This is a genomic window from Afipia broomeae ATCC 49717 (genome assembly GCF_000314675.2).
Classification (GTDB): Bacteria; Pseudomonadota; Alphaproteobacteria; order Rhizobiales; family Xanthobacteraceae; genus Afipia; species Afipia broomeae.
Genome location: NZ_KB375283.1, coordinates 835,301 through 855,190, shown reverse-complemented (window position 1 = coordinate 855,190; position 19,890 = coordinate 835,301). Strand labels below are relative to the sequence as shown.

Sequence of the window (19,890 nt, the reverse complement as noted above, 5' to 3'; positions counted from 1 at the left end):
GAGCGGAAGCACTCGCATCATGGGCGGTCTCCTGAACGGAGCTTAGTAGCCGACGCGCAGCGGCCGGCTGAGATGACCCGGATGGACCCAGACGCAGGAGAAGGAAATGTAGCCGCCGTACTGGGCGTCGACGCCGGTCAGCTTCACCGACTTGCCGTAGCTGGCGCAGTGATTGAGGGCCATCGCCTTGACGTCCGCGCCTTCCTTGTAGAGCGAGTAGGCGATGATGCCGCCGGTGTCGTTGCCCTTGAAAGGTGGCACCGTGTCGATGTCGAACCAGGCGGCGCTGGCTTGTGCGCTCATGAGCGCTCCGAAGACCGTCGCCAGAATCGCCTTGCCTGTTATCCGCATCGTCGTCTCCCATGGAATCTCGTCCTCACCATAAGGCGGCCGGGCTGTCATGGAAAGAATGCCCGTGTGGTTCGCCAGGGGTTGGCGGCCAAGTGTTGCCGCGCTGCACTTGACCGGCTGATGGCTTCGCGGCACCTTCCGGCACAACCTCATCCCGGATTCCGGCGGACCGCTCCCATGCGCGACCTTTTCTCGACACTTCGCAAACTGACTGTTGCCCTGGCGCTTGGTACCGTGGCTGGCCTGATGACGCTCAGCCCGGCGGCCGAGGCGGCCAATGTGCTGGAGCGGAATTTCTGGCTCTCCGGCCCGCGTTACGACGGCGCCATGCGTCCCTGCAACGAGGTGCTTGGCACCATTACCCAGCAGTTCGCCGAAAAAGAGGGCAAGTTCTGGAATTCCGCCCTCGAAATCACCGGTTTTGCCAATGTTCATGAGGTCGCCTTCCGGGCCTGGGCGAATGACAGCATTCCACGCCGTTTCTGCACCGCCAGCGCCATGCTGAACGACGGCCGCGCGCGGCAGGTGCACTTCTCGGTCATCGAGGACGGCGGCTTCGCCGGATTCGACTCAGGTGTCGAATGGTGCGTGGTCGGCCTCGACCGCAATTGGGCTTACAACCCGTCCTGCAAGGCCGCGCGTCCGTAAGCCTCGCGAATCATCTCATCGCCAGCCGCCTCGTCCGATCAGTGGACGGGGCGATTTTGTTCTTGAAATGTTCTTTTGGCCTGACTAGGCTTTGAGCAGGGTTATCCGCACATCCGATCTGCCCGGAGGATGCGGAGAGAGTTGGGGGGCGTTGCCATGTTCGGTTTCAGGTCCGGTTCGTCGGCTGCTGCTTTTTCGTCTGGCTTTTGTCTTCGTTCGTATCGCTGGCTGATCGCTCCGCTGCTCGGCCTTGCGATGGCCGGCATGGCCGCGGGTTCAGCGTCGGCGCAGGACAAGCGCCAGAACGCACCCGGCGAATTCGATTTCTATGTGCTGTCGCTGTCGTGGTCGCCGTCGTTCTGCCAGGCCGCGCACGAACGCGGCAATTCCGGACGGGGCATCCAGGCCCAGTGCGCCGGCCGTCCGTTTTCCTTCGTCGTGCACGGGCTGTGGCCTCAATACGATCGCGGCTTTCCGAACTACTGCCAGCGGCCCTCGCCGCGGCTGGATCGCAACGTCATGACCTCGATGCTCGATCTGATGCCGGCGCCGGGCTTGATCTACAACGAATGGGACAAGCACGGCACCTGTTCGGGGCTGGGCGCGCGCGCCTATTTCGAGACCATCCGCAAGGCCCGCGCGGCGGTGAAGATTCCCGCCGATTATCTCGAATTGTCTGACACCAAACTGGTGACGCCCGGCGAAATCGAGGACGCCTTCATCAAGGCCAATCCCGGTCTGTCGAGTTCGGCGATTGCCGTGCAGTGCGACAGCAAACGCCTCAGCGAGGTGCGCATCTGCATGAGCAAGGATTTGCAGTTCCGCGCCTGCGAGGAAATCGACCGCCGGTCCTGCCGCCGCGACAAGGTCGCGATGCCGCCGGTTCGCGGAGGATAGTTTCTGCCCCGTCACCCTGAGTTGCCAAAGCGTAGCGGAGGCCTCGAAGGGCGACCGCAATAGTCATCCTTCGAGCGCAAGGGCTCGCACCTCAGGATGAGGGATTCACTCACGCAACTCGTTACTTTCATCGCGCGATGTCGTAACTGTCGCGCCATGAACTACCGTCACGCATTCCACGCCGGAAACTTCGCCGATGTCATCAAGCACATCGTGCTGGCGCGCATCCTCACTTATCTGCACGAGAAGCCCGCCGCGTTTCGTGTGATCGACACCCATGCCGGCGCCGGGCTGTACGATCTGACGGGCAGCGAAGCCGAGCGCGGCGGCGAATGGCGCACCGGCATCGCGCGGCTGATGCAGGCGCGGTTGTCCGAACCGGTGATGGCGCTGGTCGCGCCCTATCTCGACATCGTCCGCGCGTTCAATCCGCAGCGCGATCTCACCGCCTATCCGGGATCTCCGTTGATCGCGCGCGCGCTGCTGCGGCCGCAGGACAGGCTGGTCGCCTGCGAACTGGAGCCCAATGCGCGCAAGCAACTGATCAGCGCATTGCGCCGTGACGAGCAGGCGCGCGTGGTCGATCTCGACGGCTGGACCGGGTTGCCGGCATTCGTGCCGCCGAACGAGCGGCGCGGGCTGGTGCTGATCGATCCGCCGTTCGAGAGCCGCGACGAGTTCAAGCGGCTGGCCGACGGCTTCAGCGCAGCTCACGCGAAATGGCCGACCGGCATCTACATGCTTTGGTATCCGGTGAAAGAACGCCGCGCCACCGACACACTGGCCGAACATGTGGCGCGCGTGGCGAACGCCGGAAGCAGTGACGCCAGATGCCTGCGTGTCGAATTCAGCGTCGCGCCGCAGACACCCGACTCCGGATTGGTGTCTGCTGGGCTGTTGATCGTGAATCCGCCATGGACTCTGGCCGGGGAATTGAAGGCGATTTTGCACGAACTCGAAAAGCCGTTGGGACTGGGCGGGGCTGGCCGCTTCCGGATCGAGGCCGTGCGGGCCTGATGCACTGCACGCGTGAGGTTGGCGCGTGCCTGGATTTTGTCTGCACGATTTACCCAAATGCGTCATGGCCAATTTGGCGGGAACCGTATTATGCTACAGTCGTGAAGGTCGGCTTTTACGTTCCGCGCCCGCGAATGGCCGCGGCGGAATGACGAGAGGCCCTCGGGTGTTTCCGGTTTTGGGAGGCGCCCTTCAAGGCCGCCGCTTTCCGGCAGTGAATGCCGGGCCTAGCCGGTGCGCGTTGCGCACCGGAGGTGCAATGCGGGGAGGGGTTTCCCGATGGCCATGATGGGTGTCGTCAAGTTTTTCAATGCCGAGCGTGGATACGGCTTCATCAAGCCGGATGACGGCGGACGCGATGTGTTCGTGCACATCACCGCAGTCGAGCGCGCGGGTCTGAAGGACCTGATCGAAGGACAGCGTATCACTTTTGAAGTCGAGCCCGATAAAAAGGGCAAGGGACCGAAGGCGGTCAATCTCGTGATTTCGCCCTGAGCATGTCGCAGGCGTCATGGCCGAAATAAAAATCCCGGGCGCTTGGCCCGGGATGATGGATTGCGGATTCGGTCCGGATCAGAAGCGGTAGTTGACGCCGACGCGGACGGTGCTGAACTGATAGCCGTTCGACATGCCCGTCATCAGGAAGTTCTTGTCGCTCAGATCGACATAGAGATATTCGACCTTGGCCGACCAGTTCTGGTTCAGCGCGAATTCAGCGCCCGCGCCGATGGTCCAGCCTGCCGAGGTGTTGGATTCCGAGAGGCCGCCCGGCAACTGCGCCTTCAGCGCGCCGAACGCGAGACCGCCGGTGCCGTAGAGCAGGATGCTGTTGAAGGCGTAGCCCACGCGGCCGCGCACGGTGCCGAACCAGGGGTTCGAGAATTTCCACGGCGCGAACGTATCGTCGGCCGAGCTGAGTTGAAGATCGGCCTCGATGCCGGCGACCCACGCCCCGTTCTGCCAGTTGTAACCGGCCTGAAGTCCGCCGAGGACGCCTGACGGCTTCGCGCCGTTGTTGGACACATCGCCCCAGCCGTAGCCGAGATTGCCGCCGATGTACGGTCCGATCCAGCTATTGGCGAGCGGCTGGGCGACCGTATAGGGCTGCGCATAGGGGCGGCGGCCATAGATGTCTGCGGCTTGCGCGGACGCGGTCACGCATGTTGCGGCGGCGATGATCGCGCCAAAAATTTTCTTGCTCATCTTAACTCTCCTCACGCGCGCGCCGGCGTGGCCGTTGTTGGGTCTTTCGAGGAATTGCGGATCCGTGTGGTTACGGAATTCCACCTTTTCTGCGTAAAATTTATCGAGAGTTTTACGTTAAGCGGTCGTTAAGGCCGCCCGCCGCCGCATTCACATCCTTAAGAAAGTGTTACAAGCGGGGCAGTGCCGCCGCCGAATCCGGTTCCCTGATGCGGCCGTGCCTGCTGGATGAAATCGCTCCTCGTTCCTAAATTCTGATCATGATTCACGACACCTCCGACCCGACGCAGCCGCCGGAGAAACCGGCGCCGGACGCGCCTCCGCAGGAGCCTTCCGCGCGGAACCTGCGCGGACAGGATCTGGACCCGGCCTCGATTCCCGCCGAGGAAGACGAGGAAGCGCGCCTGCCGGAACCGATCGACGATTCCGCTGACGTCGCCAGCGAAGGCACCCTCGCCATCGGCCGCGCGGCGATCGAGCGCGCGGTGAAACTCGCCCCGACCTCGCCCGGCGTCTACCGCATGCTCAATGCGGCCAACGACGTGCTCTATGTCGGCAAGGCCAAGAGCGTGAAGAAGCGGCTCGCATCCTATGCGCGGCCGACCGGTCAGGTGGCACGCATTGCGCGCATGATCGCGATGACCGCCAATGTGGAAATGATCTCCACCGCGACCGAGACCGAAGCGCTGCTGCTGGAAGCCAATCTCATCAAGCAACTGCGCCCGCGCTTCAACGTGCAACTGCGCGACGACAAGTCTTTTCCCTACATCCTGATCACCGGCGATCACTGGGCGCCGCAGATCGTCAAGCATCGCGGCGCGCAGACCCGGCCCGGCCGTTACTTCGGCCCGTTCGCTTCGGTCGGTGCGGTCAACCGCACCATCACGGCGCTTCAGCGCGCATTTCTGGTGCGCTCGTGCACCGATTCATTTTTCGAGAGCCGGACGCGGCCCTGCCTGCTGTATCAGATCAAGCGCTGCTCGGGGCCCTGCACGGGCGAGATCGATTTTCCCGGCTACACCGAACTGGTGCGCGAGGCGAATGAGTTTCTCTCCGGCCGCTCGCGGCTGGTGAAGCAGGAACTCGCGGGCGAGATGGAGAAGGCCGCGCACGAACTCGAGTTCGAGCGTGCCGCGCTCTACCGCGATCGTCTTGCCGCGCTCTCCGCGATCCAGTCGCAGCAGGGCATCAACCCGCGCACGGTGGAAGAGGCGGACGTGTTCGCCATCCATCAGGAAGGCGGCTATTCGTGCGTTGAGGTGTTCTTCTTCCGCACCGGGCAGAACTGGGGCAACCGCGCCTATTTCCCACGCGCCGACAAGTCGATCGAGGCTGGCGAGGTGCTCGGCTCGTTCCTGGCGCAATTCTATGACGACAAGCCGCCGCCGAAGCTGATCCTGCTCTCGCATCGTGTCGACGATCAGGATCTGCTGGCGGAGGCGCTGAGCGTCAAGGCGGGGTCCAAGGTCGAGGTCTCGACGCCGCAGCGGGGCGAGAAGAAGGAGCTTGTCGCGCATGCGCTGACCAATGCGCGCGAGGCGCTCGGGCGCAAGCTCGCGGACACCGCGACCCAGACGCGGTTGCTCGAGGGCCTTTCGACGGCGCTCGGTCTGCCGCGCGTGCCGAAACGGATCGAGGTTTACGACAACAGCCACATCCAGGGCACCAACGCGGTCGGTGCGATGATTGTCGCGGGGCCGGAAGGCTTCCTGAAGAACCAGTACCGCAAGTTCAACATCAAGTCGGAAGGCTTAGCTCCGGGCGACGACTACGGCATGATGCGCGAGGTGCTGCAGCGCCGCTTCAAGCGCCTGATCAATGACGCAGCCGAAGGAAAAAAGCCGAGTGACGACGCCGTGCCGCAATGGCCCGATCTTGTGATTATCGACGGCGGCCAGGGCCAGCTCAATGCCGCGCGCGAAATTTTCACCGGACTGAACCTGACCGACGTCTCGCTGATCGCGGTGGCCAAGGGACCGGACCGCGACGCGGGGCGTGAAACCCTGTTCATGCCGGACCGGCCATCGATCAAGCTCGAGCCGCGCGATCCGGTACTGTACTTCATCCAGCGGCTGCGCGACGAAGCGCATCGCTTTGTCATCGGCTCGCACCGCAAGCTGCGCAAGAAGGACATCCGCGAAGCCGGATTGCAGGAAATTCCCGGCATCGGCCCGTCACGTAAACGTGCCCTGCTGCATCATTTCGGGACCCTGAAGGAAATCGAGCGGGCCTCGGTGGCCGATCTCGGCAAGGTTCCGGGCGTGAGCGCTGAAAGTGCACGTAAAATCTTCGATTTCTTCCATCCCGGCAGCGGTTGAACCTCCCGCCGTTGCCCGCATTTAGAGTTGGGCGAAATGCGCCCGCCGGGCTGTTGACGCGGCCGCTTTCGCAGTATTGGTAAGGTCATGACCAGTGTCGTCGCCCCGAAGCCAGCAAAGCGCTCGCTGTCTTTGCCCAATATCCTGACTTACTCCCGGATCGCCGCCATCCCGGTGGTGATCGGCTGCATGTATGCGCAGTCCATCATGGGCGCGCCGCTGTGGCTGCGCTGGGTGGCGCTGTTCGTGTTTATCGCCGCGGGCGTCACCGATTTTCTCGACGGCTACTACGCGCGGATGTGGGACCAGCAGTCTTCGCTGGGCAAGATGCTCGACCCGATCGCCGACAAGCTGCTGGTGGCGTCGTGCCTCTTGATGCTCGCGGCGGACGAAACCATTCGCGGCTGGTCGCTGTGGGCGGCCATCGTGATCCTGTGCCGTGAGATTCTGGTGTCGGGTCTGCGCGAATATCTCGCCGTCATCCGGATCAGCGTACCTGTGTCACAATTGGCGAAGTGGAAGACCACGGTGCAACTCGTGGCCATCGGGTTTCTGATCGCAGGCGAGGCGGGCGAAATGATCCTGCCGCCGACCGTGCTGATCGGCATCACGCTGTTGTGGATTTCGGCCATTCTCACGATCTACACCGGATGGGATTACCTCCGCGCGGGTATCCATCATCTGACCGAGGAAGACCGGTGAAGGTTCTGTATTTCGCATGGGTGCGCGAACGCGTCGGCAAGGCCGAGGAAACGCTGGAGCCGCCGGCGAGCGTGCGCACTGTTTCCGACCTGATGCAGTGGCTGGTGGCGCGCGGCGAGGAATATGCCAACGCTTTCGCTTCGCCGAAGACCATCCGCGCCGCCATCGACCATACCCACGTGAAGCCTGACACCGCGATCGCCGGTGCTCGCGAGATCGCGTTTTTCCCGCCGATGACCGGCGGTTAACATCCCAATGACGACGCCCGTCACAATCCGGATTCAGTCCGCCGATTTCGACATCGCCGCGGAAATCGCGGCACTGACCCGGGGCAATACCGACATCGGCGCGGTGGTGAGCTTCTCCGGCATCTGCCGTGGCGGTGAGGGCGATCAGGCGATCGCCGCGATGACGCTGGAGCACTATCCCGGCATGGCGGAGGCCGAGATTGGACGGCATGTGTCCGAGGCGATTGCGCGCTGGCCGCTGACCCGCGTCACCGTAATCCATCGTTATGGCCGTGTCGTGCCCGGTGACAACATCGTGCTGGTGCTGACTGCGTCGGTTCATCGCGAGGCCGCGTTTCAGGCCGCGGAATTTCTGATGGATTATCTCAAGACCAATGCGCCGTTCTGGAAATCGGAGGAACGCGCGGACAGCAAGGTGTGGGTCGATGCGCAGGCTCATGACGACAATGCAGCAGCGCGGTGGAAGAAGTAATGGCAAAGAAAGCGAAAAAATCCCCGACAGCGAAGGCGCCCGCGAAGAAGGCCTCCGCAAAGCGCGGCGCGGCGCGCACGGCAACGAAGAAGCTTTTGAAGCCAGCATCGCCGAAGGTGCTGCCCGGCGAACTGCTGACGCTGCTCGACCTGATGCGCTACGGTGTCAGCCGCTTTGTCGAGGCCGGACTGGTGTTCGCCCATGGCACCACCGATCCGGTGGCGGAAGCGGCGTTTATCGTGTGCGAGACGCTGCATCTGCATCCCGATCAGTTCGAAATGTTCGCGAATGCGCGGGTCACGTCGCATGAGGCCGCGAAGATTCTTGCGCTGATCGACAAGCGCATCACCACGCGGAAACCCTCGGCGTATCTCGTCAACAAGATCTACATGCGCGGTCTGCCGTTCTATGTCGACGAGCGGGTGATTGTGCCGCGCTCTTTCATCGGCGAACTGCTGGATTCGCATTTCGGCGGCGACCTTGAGGAAGAGGGCGGCTCGCTGATCGACGATCCGGGCAATATCACACGGGTGCTCGATCTGTGCACCGGTTCGGGGTGCCTTGCTATTCTGGCGTGTCAGAGTTTCCCCAATGCCACCGTCGATGCAGTGGACATTTCACCGGATGCGCTGGCGGTCGCTGCGCGCAATGTCGCCGATTACGGTCTTGAGGATCGGATTTCGCTTTACGAAGGCGATCTGTTCGACGCCATCGGCGATGCGCGCTACGACCTCATCATCACCAATCCGCCATACGTCGATGCCGAAGGCATGGCGGGCCTGCCGCGCGAATGCCTGCATGAACCGTCCATCGCGTTCGATGGCGGCGACGACGGCCTCGACCTCGTGCGCAGGATTCTGGACGAGGCGAAGGACCATCTGAATCCGGACGGCGGTCTGCTGTGCGAAATCGGCCGTGGCCGCGACCTGCTCGGCGATGCCTATCCCAACCTGCCGCTGCTGTGGCTCGACACCGAAGACTCTGACGGCGAGGTGTTCTGGATTCCGGCTGAGGCACTGTAATCGTTGTTGTCATGCCCGGACTTGTTCCGGGCATCCACGTCTTTTGAAATTGCTGTCTTGAAGACGTAGATGGCCGGGACGAGCCCGGCCATGACGATTTATTTGTGCTCAATTCACGCGAGAGCGTCTGATTACTCCAGGCTTGCTACAGGACCTTTCTGATCCAGTTGTGCGGGTCGGCCGCGCGGCCGTACTGGATATCCACCAGTTGCTTGCGCAGCCCCATCGCGACCGGGCCTGCAGCGCCGCCGTTGATGGTGAATTCGCCGCTCGTGGATCTCACCTTGCCGATCGGCGAGATCACCGCCGCGGTGCCGCAGGCAAAGGCTTCTTTCAGTTTCCCGCTCGCAGCATCGGCGCGCCACTGGTCGATCGTGTAGGGTTCCTCGCGCACGGTCTTGCCCGCCGCCTTTGCCAAAGCGATGATCGAGTCCCGCGTGATGCCGGGCAGGATCGTGCCGAGCGGCGGCGTCAGCAGCGAACCGTCGTCGAACACAAAGAAGACGTTCATGCCGCCGAGTTCTTCGATATAGCGGCGCTCGATCGCATCGAGGAACACCACCTGATCGCAGCCGTTCTGCATCGCTTCGGCCTGCGCGCGCAGGCTCGCAGCGTAGTTGCCGCCGCACTTGACGGCGCCGGTGCCGCCGATTGCGGCGCGTGTGTAGTTCTCCGACACCCAGATCGACACCGGGGCCGGGCCGCCCTTGAAGTAGGAGCCGACCGGGGACGCGATCACCGCGAAGACGTATTCCGCCGATGGTTTCACGCCGAGGAACACCTCGGTTGCGATCATGAAGGGCCGCAGATAGAGGCTGCCTTCGCCGCCAGGAATCCACTCGCGGTCCATGCGCACGAGTTGCTCCACGGCTTCGATGAACACATGCTCCGGCAGTGGAGCCATCGCCATCCGATCGGCCGAATCCCGGAAGCGCCGCGCATTGGCGTCGGGACGGAACAGGTTCACCCCGCCGTCGTCGCGCTTGTAGGCCTTGAGGCCCTCGAAGATTTCCTGGGCGTAGTGCAGGACTGCCGTGGCCGGATCGAGCAGGAAGCTCGCGCGGGATTCGACGCGTGCATCGTGCCACCCCTGCGCCTGCTTGTAATGAACCACCGCCATGTGATCGGTGAAGACCCGGCCGAAGCCGAGATCCGCGAGCTTGGCGATGCGCTCCTGATCCGGCGTCGGAGTTGGCGTCGGCCGCGTTTCAAAATCGATGAGAACGGTGCCATCGATTTTCTCGAACGAAACTCCCGAAATGCCCATTGGGTCTTCTCCCGGCTTGAATTCAGTCCACGCGGCGGCGGGCTGGTCGATTTGAGGTCTGGCACCGGCCCGCCGGCCCGAGGGCCGGTTTCCGCTTTGGCGGAAGGCGCGAAGTCCAGTATGTTTGCCGAAATGCCGCTCGACAATCGCACGTAGAAAGAAATTGCGTCCTTGGACCCGTCGTCGCTGCATGTTCTGTGCGAACTTAAGGATCAAGGATAGTCGACGAAACGAACTAATATTTCGTCGTCCTTGCGATTTTTGTAACATTGAGACCTATATACGTCAATATGGCTGACATAAAATTTATGAAGGCAGGAGCGCATTCGACTGACGCCGCCACCGGCCCCACGACGCCGGGGGCCACCCCTTTGCGCTGGGACATCATCGAACTGCTGTTCTTCGCCTACCGGGACTTTGTCGGAGACGCCGATCATGTTCTGGAGGAGTTCGGTTTCGGCCGGGCCCACCACCGCGTGGTCCATTTCGTGACCCGCTATCCGGGCCTGAAGGTGGCCGATCTGCTCGACGTGCTGCGGATCACCAAGCAGTCGCTCGGACGTGTCCTGAAGCAACTCCTCGACGAGGGCTATATCGTTCAGAAGGCTGGCGACAATGACCGGCGGCAGCGTCTTCTTTTCGCCACGGCGAAGGGCGAGGCCCTTGTGGCGAAACTGGCCGGATTGCAGACGGCGCGCATCACCCGCGCGCTCGACTCGATCGGGCCGGAGAACGCCGACAGCGTGCGGCGGTTTTTGCTGGGCATGATCGACCACACCGATCCCGACAAGGTGCTGGAGGAAATTCTCCGGGGCAGCCGCAAGACGGTGAAGGATTCAAGGTGACAGAAACCTCGATACGGGAGCGAGCAGGCCGCCAGATGGCCGACGATGCGCCGCATCTGCTGCTGGTCGATGACGACCGCCGCATCCGCGATCTGCTGTCGCGCTTTCTCTCCGGCGAAGGCTATCGCGTGACCACGGCCATGAGCGCCGCCGACGCGCGCGCCAAGCTGACCGGCCTGCATTTCGATCTCCTGATCCTGGACGTGATGATGCCGGGCGAAACCGGCTTCGATCTCGCGCGCTCGATCCGCACATCGTCGGCGGTGCCGATCATCATGCTCACCGCGCGGCATGAAGCCGAGAGCCGCATCGAAGGTTTGCAGATCGGCGCCGACGACTACGTGGCGAAGCCGTTCGAGCCGCGCGAGCTGGTGCTGCGCATCGCCAACATTCTCAAGCGCGCTGCGCCGGTGGTCGCGCCTGCGATCGAGTCCGTCGCGTTCGGGCCCTATGTCTATCATCTCGAGCGGGGCGAATTGCGCGACGGCGAGAAGATCATCCATCTCACCGACCGCGAACGCGACATGCTGCGTATTCTCAGCGCGACGCCGGGCGAGACCGTGCCGCGCGGCGCACTGACCGGCGGCGACGGCTCGGTCAACGAGCGCGCGGTGGACGTTCAGATCAACCGCCTGCGGCGCAAGATCGAGCGCGATCCGGCCAATCCGCTGTTCCTGCAGGCGGTGCGCGGCATCGGTTATCGTCTCGTGGCGTCGCCGTGACCGGACCGGGCGCGTTGTTATGAGTACGCTCGACACAGGTCTCACGTTCATTCGTACCGCGTCGCGTCGCGTGTCACGCGCCAGCGAATGGCTGGGCCAATGGTTCAAGGAGCTGATGCCGAAGGGGCTTTATGCCCGCGCCCTGCTCATCATCATCGTGCCGATGGTGATCCTCCAATCGGTGGTCGCCTTCGTGTTCATGGAGCGGCACTGGAACACGGTGACCCGCCGGCTGTCCGCCGCCGTGGTGCAGGACATCTCGGCGCTGATCGACGTTTACAGGTCCTATCCGCAGGACAAGGACCGCACCCAGATCAAGCGCATCGCGCAGCAGCGGCTTGGCCTTGTGGTGGACTTCCTGCCGGTCAACGACATGCCGGCGCCGGGGCCGAAGCCGTTCTTCTCGCTGCTGGATCAAACGTTGTCGGTGCAGCTCAGCCGCCAGATCGCGCGCCCGTTCTGGATCGATACGGTGGGCCGCTCGTCGCTGGTGGAAATCCGCATCAAGCTCGACGACACGGTGATGCGCATCTTCGCGCAGCGCAGCGCGGCCTATGCGTCGAATTCGGAAATCTTCATCTTCTGGATGGTGGGCACGTCATCGATCCTGCTGATCGTGGCGGTGCTGTTCCTGCGCAACCAGATCAAGCCGATCCTGCGGCTGGCCGATGCCGCGGAGAGTTTCGGCAAGGGCCGCGAGGTGCCGGATTTCCGTCCGCGCGGCGCGCGCGAGGTTCGCCGCGCAGCGCTCGCTTTCATGGAAATGAAATCCCGCGTCGAGCGCAGCATCGAGCAGCGCACCGCGATGCTGGCCGGCGTCAGCCACGATCTGCGCACCATCCTGACCCGCTTCAAGCTTGAGATGGCGCTGATCGGCGACAGCCCCGAAGTCGAGGGCATGCGCAAGGACGTGGACGAGATGAGCGGCATGCTGGAGGCGTATCTGGCCTTCGCGCGCGGCGACAGCGGCGAGCAGGCGCAGCCGACCGACATGGAGCAGGCGCTCGAAGAATTGCGCAGCGACGCCGAGCGCCATGGTCACGCGGCGACTGTTGTGTTTCACGGCATGCCGGTGGTGATCGTGAAGCCTGCGGCCTTCAAGCGCTGCATCGCGAACCTGGTGTCGAATGCAGGGCGTCACGCCAATGCAATTGCGATCACCGGCCATCGCGATCATCGCTATCTGACGGTGACGGTGGATGACGACGGTCCGGGCATTCCGGTCGAGATGCGGGAGGAAGTTTTCAAGCCGTTCCTGCGGCTCGACGATGCGCGCAATCAGGACGAGGGCGGCACGGGCCTTGGTCTTGCGATTGCCCGCGACATCGCGCGCTCTCATGGCGGCGACATCACGCTCGGCGACAGCCCGATGGGCGGTCTGCGGGCGACGGTACGCGTGCCGGTCTGATTACTTCGCCAGTTCCTTTGAGCGCTTCGTCGCAGCCGCAATCGCTTTCGTCAGCAGCGGCTGAAAGCCGTTCGCGCCCATCAGCACTTCCAGTGCGGCTGCCGTGGTGCCCCCCGGCGAGGTGACGTTCTTGCGCAGGGTCGCGCTGTCGAGATCCGACAGGCGGAGCAGTTCGCCGGAGCCTGAGACGGTTGCCCGCGCCAGCGTTGTCGCCAGCGCTTCGGGCAATCCGGCTGCGACACCGGCGCGTGCGAGTTCTTCGGCAAGCAGGAACACATACGCCGGACCCGAGCCGGATACGGCGGTCACCGCATCCATCAGCGCTTCGTCGTCGACCCATTCGACGCCGCCGGTGGCGCGCAGCAGCGCATCGGCGACAGCTCGCTGATCCGGCGCGACGCCATCCGCCGGCACCGCGACTGTGATGCCGCGTCCGATCGCGGCCGGTGTGTTGGGCATGGCGCGGATCACCTTGCCGCCGCAAACCTCGGAGAGGGCTGCGATGGTGGTTCCCGCCATGATCGAGACCACGAGGGTCGATGAGCCCACCAGCGGCTTCAACTGCGGTCCGGCATCGCGAAACATCTGCGGTTTGACCGCGAGTACAAGCACGTCGGCGGTGCCGATGTCCTTCGTCTCGGGATTCAGCCGCACGCCGCGCGCGACGAAATCGCGGGTGTCGTCCGACGGGAATGGCTCGATGATGGTCACGCGTTTGGCGTCGAGTCCTCCGTCCAGCCAGCCGGACAGCATCGCGCCGCCCATCTTGCCCGCACCCGCGAGCACGAGTGAGCCTGTGAAGTTTTTCAGCGCGTCGGAGGAAGTTGATGTTGCCATGACTCAATCCACTCGGGCCGTCCCCGCGAAAGCGGGGACCCATAACCACAGAGTTCTATTGAATGAGCGGGGGCGCAACAAGCTGTCGCAGCGTGCGCGGATCGAAAGATAGGTCCCCGCTTTCGCGGGGACGACATCTCGGGTGTTTGGGCGCCCTGGATGAAGTGAAGCTTACGCTTCGCCTGCGGTATCGAACATCGCGGCGCTCATCGCCTCCGCGGCGCTCTTGCCGGCCCAGACCACGAATTGCAGCGCCGGATAGTAGCGCTCGCAGGCGTGCAGCGCGCCTTCGAGCATCAGTTCGCACTGCGCGGGCGTGGCGGTCATGCCGCCCGGCAGGATCAGCGCCTGCCGGTACATGATCGATCCGGTGGTGAGCCAGACATCGAAATGGCCGATCCACAATTGCTCGTTGATCGCGGCGATCAGGCGCTGCACTTCGCTGCGCCGCGCCTCGGGAATTTTCATATCGAATGTGCAGGCCAGATGCAGCGCATCGATGTCGCCCATCCAGGTGAAGGACAACTGATAGTCGGTCCACTGTCCCTGCGTCAGGATGGTGATTTCGTCGTGGCCCGAGCGTTCGAACGACCAGTCGTTGGAGGATGCGATCTCCTCGACGACCGAAAGCGGGCTGCTTTGCGAATCCGTTATGATGTCCAGATGGGACATGCTGCCTTCACCCTCTGCTGGTGTGGGATGTGAAACGCCTGAACGAAACGCAAAGAACGAGCGAGAACTGTCGCTGCAAGTTCTCCGTTTACGATCATGACGACCCGGCTTTCGGATCGTGCGCCGCAACGGCAACCTTGTGACAAGATTGATCGGTGATTTGCGCAAGACGCGCAACGCCGCCACGAATCCCGTCCACAGGCAAAGGGTTAATTTCCTGTCTCTTCAACAGGTAAGCGTGACATCCGGTGATGAAATGCATCGTCGCGCCAATTCATGAGTCCGCGCATGAACTTACGCGCGGCTGACTCGTGTTTCAAATCCGACGGGTGTGAGAACAAAACGGAATCGGATTCGCGCGGCGCGAGTCGCGCAGACTCATTGCGCGTGCGGGGCGAGAAAAAATATTTTTGAAAATGGGCCGTTCAGTCGAACAGGCTCGACACCGACTCTTCGGATGCGGTGCGGCCGATGGCTTCGGCGATCAGGGTGGCGACCGAGAGCACGCGGATGTTCGGAGCCTTCCGCACCGCTTCAGTCGGCTGGATCGAGTCGGTGATCACCAGTTCCTTGAGCCGGGATGAGGTGACGCGCGCGACCGCACCTCCCGACAGAACGCCATGGGTGAGATAGGCCGAGACTTCCTTGGCGCCGTATTTGAGCAACGCGTCGGCCGCATTCACCAGCGTGCCGCCGGAATCGACGATGTCGTCGATCAGGATGCAGTTGTAGCCGGCGACATCGCCGATCACGTTCATGACTTCGGATTCGCCGGCGCGTTCGCGGCGCTTGTCGACGATGGCGAGCGGCGCGTTGATCCGCTTGGCGAGGCCGCGTGCGCGGGCCACGCCGCCGACGTCCGGCGACACGACCATAACGTTGGCGAGGTCGAACTTCTCCTTGATGTCGCGCACCATCAGCGGCGAAGCATAAAGGTTGTCGGTCGGGATATCGAAGAAGCCCTGGATCTGGCCGGCATGGAGATCGAGCGTCATGACCCGGTCCGCACCGGCATGGGTGATCATGTTGGCCACCAGCTTGGCCGAAATCGGGGTGCGGCCGCCGGCTTTGCGGTCCTGCCGCGCGTAACCGAAATAGGGGATCACGGCGGTGATGCGGCGCGCGGAAGCGCGGCGCAGCGCATCGGTGATGATGAGCAATTCCATCAGGTGGTCGTTGGTCGGAAACGACGTCGACTGGATAATGAAGACGTCGGAGCCGCGGACGTTTTCCTGAATCTCGACGAAGATTTCCATGTCGGCGAAGCGGCGCACGCTGGCCTTGGTCAGCGGCACGCCCAGCACGGAGGAAATCTCGGCAGCCAATTCGGGGTTCGAATTGCCGGCTACCAGCTTGATGGAGCCATTCTTCGCTGAAATTGCAGCCTCTCCTCGCGATGTGGGGGAAACGCTTTTCAACATATCGCTGCCTATGAAACGGAACCGGAGCCTGACGTCTTCGCAGGCGCGCGTGATAACAAGGAGATGACGAGGCTGGCAATACAAAGCCTCGGTTTTTCCTGCAAAAACCGGCTCAGAACTGCGTCCGCACCCCTAATGGGCGCTGAAGGCCAGCGTCTGCATTCGTCCGGGGCCCGATTCAGGCCGATTCTCGTCGGTCTGCGCGATGGCAGGACCGGAGGTTCGGGGCGCGGCCGGGGCAGTGTCCTGCGCCGGGGCGGTCCCGCTGATCAACCCATTGAGGCCGTTCAGGCCGGCGAGCGCGATTCGGCGCATCAACTGGTCATCTGCCATGGCCCAGGCGTCGCGGCCGCCCTTGCCGGCGGGTTCCTCGCCGCTGAGGCGGACGGCGCGTTCCTGATCCCGGTCGTAGACATCCCAGACCCAGGCGATGGTGGTCTTTCCGCGCCGGACCTGCGCTGACAGATAGCTACGGACCCGGTAGGAGGCCTGCGCTTCGCGGGACACGATAGTGAAGCTGCGGGCGGTGGATTCGGTTTCGAGGGCTCGAACCAGCCGGTCGAAAACCTGCGGCGGCGGGCCGTCCACGGATTCAAAGGCGACGGTGGGGCCGAACGACGAGGTGGTGGCAACCGGGCCCGAGCCGTTGGTGGTGCAGGCGGCGGTCAGGCTCAGCAGGACCAGCAACAGGGGCGCCCGCGCAACCCGCAGCGCTGCCCAAGTGATTGTTCGCCCGGTGAAATCCATGCCCGCCCCGATGTCTCGCCGGCGGGTTTTGCCCTGCCCGGCGAGGTTCGGTCCAGCGATATCGTTAATGAGCGTTAACGTCTAGGGCAGGCTGCGGGCAGGGTTTGCAATCGGCGACTAGGGCCGCCGGTATTTGAGCCAAATCCGAGCTTTTACCCGTCCAGCACGATGGCGTGGATGTTGCGGCCGTAATCCGGTTCCTTGCGGTGCGTGGTGCGGCGGTAGCTGAAGAAGCGCTCGTCCGCGTAGGTGTCGACGCCGATATCGTCGATCATCAGGATGCCCGCGCGCTCCAGCCGCTGGCGGATATAGCCGGCGAGATCGAACATCGCGTGGCCCGCGCGCGTTGACGGCACGAAGAAGCGTGCGTTGTCGGGCGCGCCTTCTGAAAAGCGCGCAACGAATTCCGCGCCGACCTCATAGCTCTGCTGCCGGATCAGCGGGCCGATCGCGGCGATGATGTTTGCGCGCGATGCGCCGAGGCCTTCCATCGCGGCAATCGTATTTTCAAGCACGCCGCCGATGGCGCCCTTCCAGCCGGAATGCGCGGCGCCGATCACGCGTGTCTGCGGGTCGAAAAAGAGAATAGGTCCGCAGTCGGCGGCGGTGACGCCGAGCGCCAGTCCCGGCACTTTCGTCACCATCGCATCGGCGTGCGGGCGCGATGCCGTGTCCCACGGCGTGGTGGCGACCGCGACATCGGGCGAGTGAATCTGGAATACGGTGAGGAATTGCGGCGGCGCGACGCCGAGATGCTCGGCCATGCGCCGGCGGTTTTCGATGACATGCGCCGGATCGTCATGCGAGCCGATGCCGCCGTTGAGGCTCTCATAGATGCCTTTCGAGACGCCGCCCTCGCGCGAAAAGAATGCGTGGCGCAGACCCGGCACAGCCGACAACAGCGACGACGTGAATGTCATGATTTCGTGTCCTGCTCGGACAGCGCCGCCAGCGTTGCGATGGCGGGGTGCGAAATGCCGAGCACCTTGAACAGCGAACCCATTCCTTCCGGGCTCGGGCCGGTGAGGCGGGCCAGTCCTGCGGCAATCAGCTTCTGGCCGTCTTCGGTGGCGTTCTTCATCAACGCCTGCGCGCGGGTCTCGATGCCCAGGCTCTTGAGGAATACGCCTTGCTCCACCGGGCCGTGGGCGCGCGCTCCGACATCCTCGGCGGCGCGGGCCAGCGCCTGAAAGTCCACATGTGCAGTCAGATCGGCGAGACCCGCGTTGCGCAGCGGGTTGGTGTAGTTGTGCCGCGCGACTGCCTGGAAGGTATCGCCCGCATCGCTGCGCAGATGGCCGTAGTCCATGATCAGCGCCGCGCCGCCCTGATCGCGCAGCCGGCGCGCGATGGTCATGATCTCGTTGTCGGGCCGCCATTCGAAGATCGCGCCATTGGGCGCGGCACGCACCAGTGGCGGCAGCAGCACCTCGAAGCGCGGGATCGGGTCCTTGGCGATGCCGTAGGCGAGAACGTCGTCATCGATCTCGATAACGCGCTCGTGCCATCCGCTTTCCTGTTTGACCGCCTGATGGATCGGCAGCGCATCGAAAAACTCGTTGGCCAGAATGATCGCGGGTCCTTCCGGGATGTCCTCGATCCGGTCGTACCACTCGACATAAGCCGCATCGGCAAGCTTCTCGCGCTGCTTGTCGCGCAGCCGCTCGCTGGCCTCGACCAGATGCACGGTGATCGCATCATGGAACGCCGGCAGAATCCGCACCGCGCGCAGCGCGTCCGCCATCATGGTGCCGCGGCCGGGTCCGAGTTCGATGAACTTGACCTCCTGCGGCATGCCCATCGCATTCCACACCGACGCCGCCCACAGTCCGACCAGTTCCCCGAACATCTGGCTGACTTCGGGGGCGGTGATGAAATCGCCGTCGCGGCCGAGCGGATCGCGCTTGAGGTAATAGCCGTATTCCGGATGCGTCAGGCAAATCTGCATGTACCGCGACACCGGCATCGGGCCGTTCGCGGCGATCTGCTTTCTGATCAGGGTTTCAAGCGGCGAATAATCGGACACGGCGAACTTTCAAAAATCGGGAATCGCTAATTTAAATATGATCTTACGTTATTAAGCCGCTTTGGCAGCGCCGTCACCCGCCGTGCGCGGCCCGCGGCGCCATGCAGCCCCGATAAAAATGAGGCCGGCGACAATCATCGGGACCGACAGGATCATGCCCATGGTCAGGCCGCCCCAGAGAAATCCCAGTTGCGGGTCGGGTTCGCGGAAAAACTCGCTGACGATGCGCGCGACGCCATAGAGCGCGGCGAACGCACCGATGATCAGGCCCGGGCGCTTCAGCGCGCCGCCCCGGATCAGCAGCGCCAGAATGATGAAGAGAGCAACGCCCTCAAGACCCGCTTCATAGAGCTGGCTTGGGTGACGCGGCAGCGGTCCGCCGTTCGGAAACACCATCCGCCAGGGGACGCTCGCATCCGCCGTGCGGCCCCACAACTCGCTGTTGATGAAGTTCGCCAGCCGCCCGAGCAGCAGGCCAATCGGGCCGACCGCGCAGGTCACGTCGCCGAGCGACAGCACGGAAATATTCCGTTTCCATCCGAACAGCAGCACCGCGATCACGCAGCCCATGAAACCGCCATGGAACGACATGCCGCCGGTCCACAGCTTGAAGATTTCCGCAGGATGCTGGGTGAAGAAATTCAGATTGTAGAACAGCACATAACCGGTGCGGCCGCCGAGGATGATGCCGAGGGTCACCCACAGGATGAAATCGTCGAAATCCGTCACCGTGAACGGCGCCTTGCCGCCCCACAGCCGCTCGCTGCGGATGATCTTGCGCGCATAAAGCCACCCCAGCACGATGCCGCCGATATAGGCCAGCGCATACCAGCGGATCGCGATCGGCCCGATGGCGATGGCGATGGGGTCGAAGACAGGGAACGCGATGGTCAGAAACATGGGCAGGCAATGTCCGGCGGGGGTCGCGAATCCTGGCGTCTATTCCGCGAAAAGTAGCCCCGGTTTGCGACAGGAATGCGCGTTTAACAGTTCACGTGTTTCTTACATCTTGCGTCCCGGCAAGGCCATCACCATTGTCTGGGCAAGCTAAACACGGTATTCGGCCC

Annotated in this window: 22 protein-coding genes; 12 read left to right on the top strand and 10 right to left on the bottom strand. The window is 63.3% G+C overall.

What is annotated here, in order from left to right:
• Positions 1-42: 42 nt before the first annotated feature.
• The gene (locus tag HMPREF9695_RS16575; protein ID WP_006022030.1) at positions 43-351 is read right to left on the bottom strand and encodes a hypothetical protein; all 309 of its coding nucleotides are present in this window, start codon (positions 349-351) and stop codon (positions 43-45) included.
• Positions 352-528: 177 nt separating this feature from the next.
• Between HMPREF9695_RS16575 and HMPREF9695_RS16570 the strand changes: the two genes are divergently transcribed.
• The 4 genes from HMPREF9695_RS16570 to HMPREF9695_RS16555 all read left to right on the top strand — a co-directional run bounded on the left by HMPREF9695_RS16570 (position 529) and on the right by HMPREF9695_RS16555 (position 3,408).
• Positions 529-999 (top strand): hypothetical protein, encoded by a 471-nt coding sequence (locus tag HMPREF9695_RS16570; protein WP_006022029.1) that lies wholly within the window; start codon positions 529-531, stop codon positions 997-999.
• Positions 1,000-1,155: 156 nt separating this feature from the next.
• Positions 1,156-1,896 (top strand): ribonuclease T2 family protein, encoded by a 741-nt coding sequence (locus HMPREF9695_RS16565; protein ID WP_006022028.1) that lies wholly within the window; start codon positions 1,156-1,158, stop codon positions 1,894-1,896.
• Between the two features lie 156 nt (positions 1,897-2,052).
• Complete coding sequence (locus HMPREF9695_RS16560; protein ID WP_006022027.1) at positions 2,053-2,913, top strand: 23S rRNA (adenine(2030)-N(6))-methyltransferase RlmJ; 861 nt, start codon at positions 2,053-2,055, stop codon at positions 2,911-2,913.
• 279 nt (positions 2,914-3,192) lie between these two features.
• Positions 3,193-3,408, top strand: coding sequence for a cold-shock protein (locus HMPREF9695_RS16555; RefSeq protein WP_006022026.1), 216 nt, complete (start codon positions 3,193-3,195; stop codon positions 3,406-3,408).
• 78 nt (positions 3,409-3,486) lie between these two features.
• Here the strand turns inward: HMPREF9695_RS16555 and HMPREF9695_RS16550 are convergent, their stop codons facing one another.
• Entirely contained in the window at positions 3,487-4,116 is a 630-nt protein-coding gene (locus HMPREF9695_RS16550; protein WP_006022025.1) for an outer membrane protein, read from the bottom strand.
• Between the two features lie 260 nt (positions 4,117-4,376).
• Between HMPREF9695_RS16550 and uvrC the strand changes: the two genes are divergently transcribed.
• From uvrC to prmB, 5 genes are all read left to right on the top strand, one after another.
• The gene (gene uvrC, locus HMPREF9695_RS16545) at positions 4,377-6,434 is read left to right on the top strand and encodes an excinuclease ABC subunit UvrC (protein ID WP_006022024.1); all 2,058 of its coding nucleotides are present in this window, start codon (positions 4,377-4,379) and stop codon (positions 6,432-6,434) included.
• Positions 6,435-6,521: 87 nt separating this feature from the next.
• Positions 6,522-7,136, top strand: coding sequence for a CDP-diacylglycerol--glycerol-3-phosphate 3-phosphatidyltransferase (pgsA, locus tag HMPREF9695_RS16540; RefSeq protein ID WP_006022023.1), 615 nt, complete (start codon positions 6,522-6,524; stop codon positions 7,134-7,136).
• Positions 7,133-7,384 carry a molybdopterin converting factor subunit 1 gene (gene moaD, locus HMPREF9695_RS16535; RefSeq protein WP_006022022.1) on the top strand — a complete coding sequence of 84 codons (252 nt, stop codon included), beginning with the start codon at positions 7,133-7,135 and terminating at the stop codon, positions 7,382-7,384. Before pgsA ends, moaD begins: the two co-directional genes overlap by 4 nt.
• 7 nt (positions 7,385-7,391) lie before the next feature.
• A complete protein-coding gene (locus HMPREF9695_RS16530; RefSeq protein ID WP_006022021.1) occupies positions 7,392-7,856 on the top strand; it encodes a molybdenum cofactor biosynthesis protein MoaE in 465 nt (154 codons plus the stop codon).
• The gene (gene prmB, locus HMPREF9695_RS16525) at positions 7,856-8,878 is read left to right on the top strand and encodes a 50S ribosomal protein L3 N(5)-glutamine methyltransferase (protein WP_006022020.1); all 1,023 of its coding nucleotides are present in this window, start codon (positions 7,856-7,858) and stop codon (positions 8,876-8,878) included. The genes HMPREF9695_RS16530 and prmB overlap by 1 nt, the downstream gene beginning before the upstream one ends.
• A 145-nt stretch (positions 8,879-9,023) precedes the next feature.
• Here prmB and HMPREF9695_RS16520 read toward each other — a convergent pair whose 3' ends face one another.
• Complete coding sequence (locus HMPREF9695_RS16520) at positions 9,024-10,145, bottom strand: branched-chain amino acid aminotransferase (protein WP_006022018.1); 1,122 nt, start codon at positions 10,143-10,145, stop codon at positions 9,024-9,026.
• Positions 10,146-10,435: 290 nt separating this feature from the next.
• Between HMPREF9695_RS16520 and HMPREF9695_RS16515 the strand changes: the two genes are divergently transcribed.
• Genes HMPREF9695_RS16515 through HMPREF9695_RS16505 form a run of 3 tightly spaced genes read left to right on the top strand, consistent with a single transcriptional unit; the run spans position 10,436 to position 13,120 of the window.
• On the top strand, positions 10,436-10,990 hold the full coding sequence (locus HMPREF9695_RS16515; RefSeq protein ID WP_208856399.1) for a MarR family winged helix-turn-helix transcriptional regulator: 555 nt from the start codon (positions 10,436-10,438) through the stop codon (positions 10,988-10,990).
• A gap of 35 nt (positions 10,991-11,025) precedes the next feature.
• Complete coding sequence (locus HMPREF9695_RS16510; RefSeq protein WP_006022015.1) at positions 11,026-11,712, top strand: response regulator; 687 nt, start codon at positions 11,026-11,028, stop codon at positions 11,710-11,712.
• Between the two features lie 19 nt (positions 11,713-11,731).
• Positions 11,732-13,120 carry an ATP-binding protein gene (locus HMPREF9695_RS16505; protein ID WP_006022014.1) on the top strand — a complete coding sequence of 463 codons (1,389 nt, stop codon included), beginning with the start codon at positions 11,732-11,734 and terminating at the stop codon, positions 13,118-13,120.
• Here HMPREF9695_RS16505 and proC read toward each other — a convergent pair whose 3' ends face one another.
• From proC to lgt, 7 genes are all read right to left on the bottom strand, one after another.
• A complete protein-coding gene (gene proC, locus HMPREF9695_RS16500) occupies positions 13,121-13,957 on the bottom strand; it encodes a pyrroline-5-carboxylate reductase (RefSeq protein WP_006022013.1) in 837 nt (278 codons plus the stop codon).
• A 171-nt stretch (positions 13,958-14,128) separates the two neighbouring features.
• Positions 14,129-14,629, bottom strand: a complete 501-nt coding sequence (locus HMPREF9695_RS16495; RefSeq protein WP_006022012.1) for a type III secretion system chaperone family protein — start codon at positions 14,627-14,629, stop codon at positions 14,129-14,131.
• A 425-nt stretch (positions 14,630-15,054) separates the two neighbouring features.
• Positions 15,055-16,008, bottom strand: coding sequence for a ribose-phosphate pyrophosphokinase (locus HMPREF9695_RS16490; RefSeq protein ID WP_024919981.1), 954 nt, complete (start codon positions 16,006-16,008; stop codon positions 15,055-15,057).
• 174 nt (positions 16,009-16,182) lie between these two features.
• Positions 16,183-16,797, bottom strand: coding sequence for a hypothetical protein (locus tag HMPREF9695_RS16485; protein ID WP_006022010.1), 615 nt, complete (start codon positions 16,795-16,797; stop codon positions 16,183-16,185).
• A gap of 152 nt (positions 16,798-16,949) precedes the next feature.
• Positions 16,950-17,717, bottom strand: a complete 768-nt coding sequence (gene pgeF, locus HMPREF9695_RS16480; protein ID WP_006022009.1) for a peptidoglycan editing factor PgeF — start codon at positions 17,715-17,717, stop codon at positions 16,950-16,952.
• Positions 17,714-18,823 carry a class I SAM-dependent methyltransferase gene (locus tag HMPREF9695_RS16475; protein WP_006022008.1) on the bottom strand — a complete coding sequence of 370 codons (1,110 nt, stop codon included), beginning with the start codon at positions 18,821-18,823 and terminating at the stop codon, positions 17,714-17,716. The genes pgeF and HMPREF9695_RS16475 overlap by 4 nt, the downstream gene beginning before the upstream one ends.
• Before the next feature lie 51 nt (positions 18,824-18,874).
• The gene (gene lgt, locus HMPREF9695_RS16470) at positions 18,875-19,723 is read right to left on the bottom strand and encodes a prolipoprotein diacylglyceryl transferase (RefSeq protein ID WP_006022007.1); all 849 of its coding nucleotides are present in this window, start codon (positions 19,721-19,723) and stop codon (positions 18,875-18,877) included.
• Between the last annotated feature and the right edge of the window lie 167 nt (positions 19,724-19,890).

Excerpts from the sequence above, each read along its gene's own strand:
- pgeF (WP_006022009.1), bottom strand. The coding sequence starts at position 17,717 with ATGACATTCACGTCGTCGCTGTTGTCGGCTGTGCCGGGTCTGCGCCAC.
- uvrC (WP_006022024.1), top strand. The coding sequence starts at position 4,377 with ATGATTCACGACACCTCCGACCCGACGCAGCCGCCGGAGAAACCGGCG.
- proC (WP_006022013.1), bottom strand. The coding sequence starts at position 13,957 with ATGGCAACATCAACTTCCTCCGACGCGCTGAAAAACTTCACAGGCTCA.
- HMPREF9695_RS16565 (WP_006022028.1), top strand. The coding sequence starts at position 1,156 with ATGTTCGGTTTCAGGTCCGGTTCGTCGGCTGCTGCTTTTTCGTCTGGC.
- HMPREF9695_RS16575 (WP_006022030.1), bottom strand. The coding sequence starts at position 351 with ATGCGGATAACAGGCAAGGCGATTCTGGCGACGGTCTTCGGAGCGCTC.
- prmB (WP_006022020.1), top strand. The coding sequence starts at position 7,856 with ATGGCAAAGAAAGCGAAAAAATCCCCGACAGCGAAGGCGCCCGCGAAG.
- HMPREF9695_RS16570 (WP_006022029.1), top strand. The coding sequence starts at position 529 with ATGCGCGACCTTTTCTCGACACTTCGCAAACTGACTGTTGCCCTGGCG.
- pgsA (WP_006022023.1), top strand. The coding sequence starts at position 6,522 with ATGACCAGTGTCGTCGCCCCGAAGCCAGCAAAGCGCTCGCTGTCTTTG.
- HMPREF9695_RS16495 (WP_006022012.1), bottom strand. The coding sequence starts at position 14,629 with ATGTCCCATCTGGACATCATAACGGATTCGCAAAGCAGCCCGCTTTCG.
- HMPREF9695_RS16560 (WP_006022027.1), top strand. The coding sequence starts at position 2,053 with ATGAACTACCGTCACGCATTCCACGCCGGAAACTTCGCCGATGTCATC.
- HMPREF9695_RS16530 (WP_006022021.1), top strand. The coding sequence starts at position 7,392 with ATGACGACGCCCGTCACAATCCGGATTCAGTCCGCCGATTTCGACATC.
- HMPREF9695_RS16485 (WP_006022010.1), bottom strand. The coding sequence starts at position 16,797 with ATGGATTTCACCGGGCGAACAATCACTTGGGCAGCGCTGCGGGTTGCG.
- HMPREF9695_RS16550 (WP_006022025.1), bottom strand. The coding sequence starts at position 4,116 with ATGAGCAAGAAAATTTTTGGCGCGATCATCGCCGCCGCAACATGCGTG.
- HMPREF9695_RS16520 (WP_006022018.1), bottom strand. The coding sequence starts at position 10,145 with ATGGGCATTTCGGGAGTTTCGTTCGAGAAAATCGATGGCACCGTTCTC.
- lgt (WP_006022007.1), bottom strand. The coding sequence starts at position 19,723 with ATGTTTCTGACCATCGCGTTCCCTGTCTTCGACCCCATCGCCATCGCC.
- HMPREF9695_RS16505 (WP_006022014.1), top strand. The coding sequence starts at position 11,732 with ATGAGTACGCTCGACACAGGTCTCACGTTCATTCGTACCGCGTCGCGT.
- HMPREF9695_RS16555 (WP_006022026.1), top strand. The coding sequence starts at position 3,193 with ATGGCCATGATGGGTGTCGTCAAGTTTTTCAATGCCGAGCGTGGATAC.
- HMPREF9695_RS16515 (WP_208856399.1), top strand. The coding sequence starts at position 10,436 with ATGGCTGACATAAAATTTATGAAGGCAGGAGCGCATTCGACTGACGCC.
- HMPREF9695_RS16510 (WP_006022015.1), top strand. The coding sequence starts at position 11,026 with ATGGCCGACGATGCGCCGCATCTGCTGCTGGTCGATGACGACCGCCGC.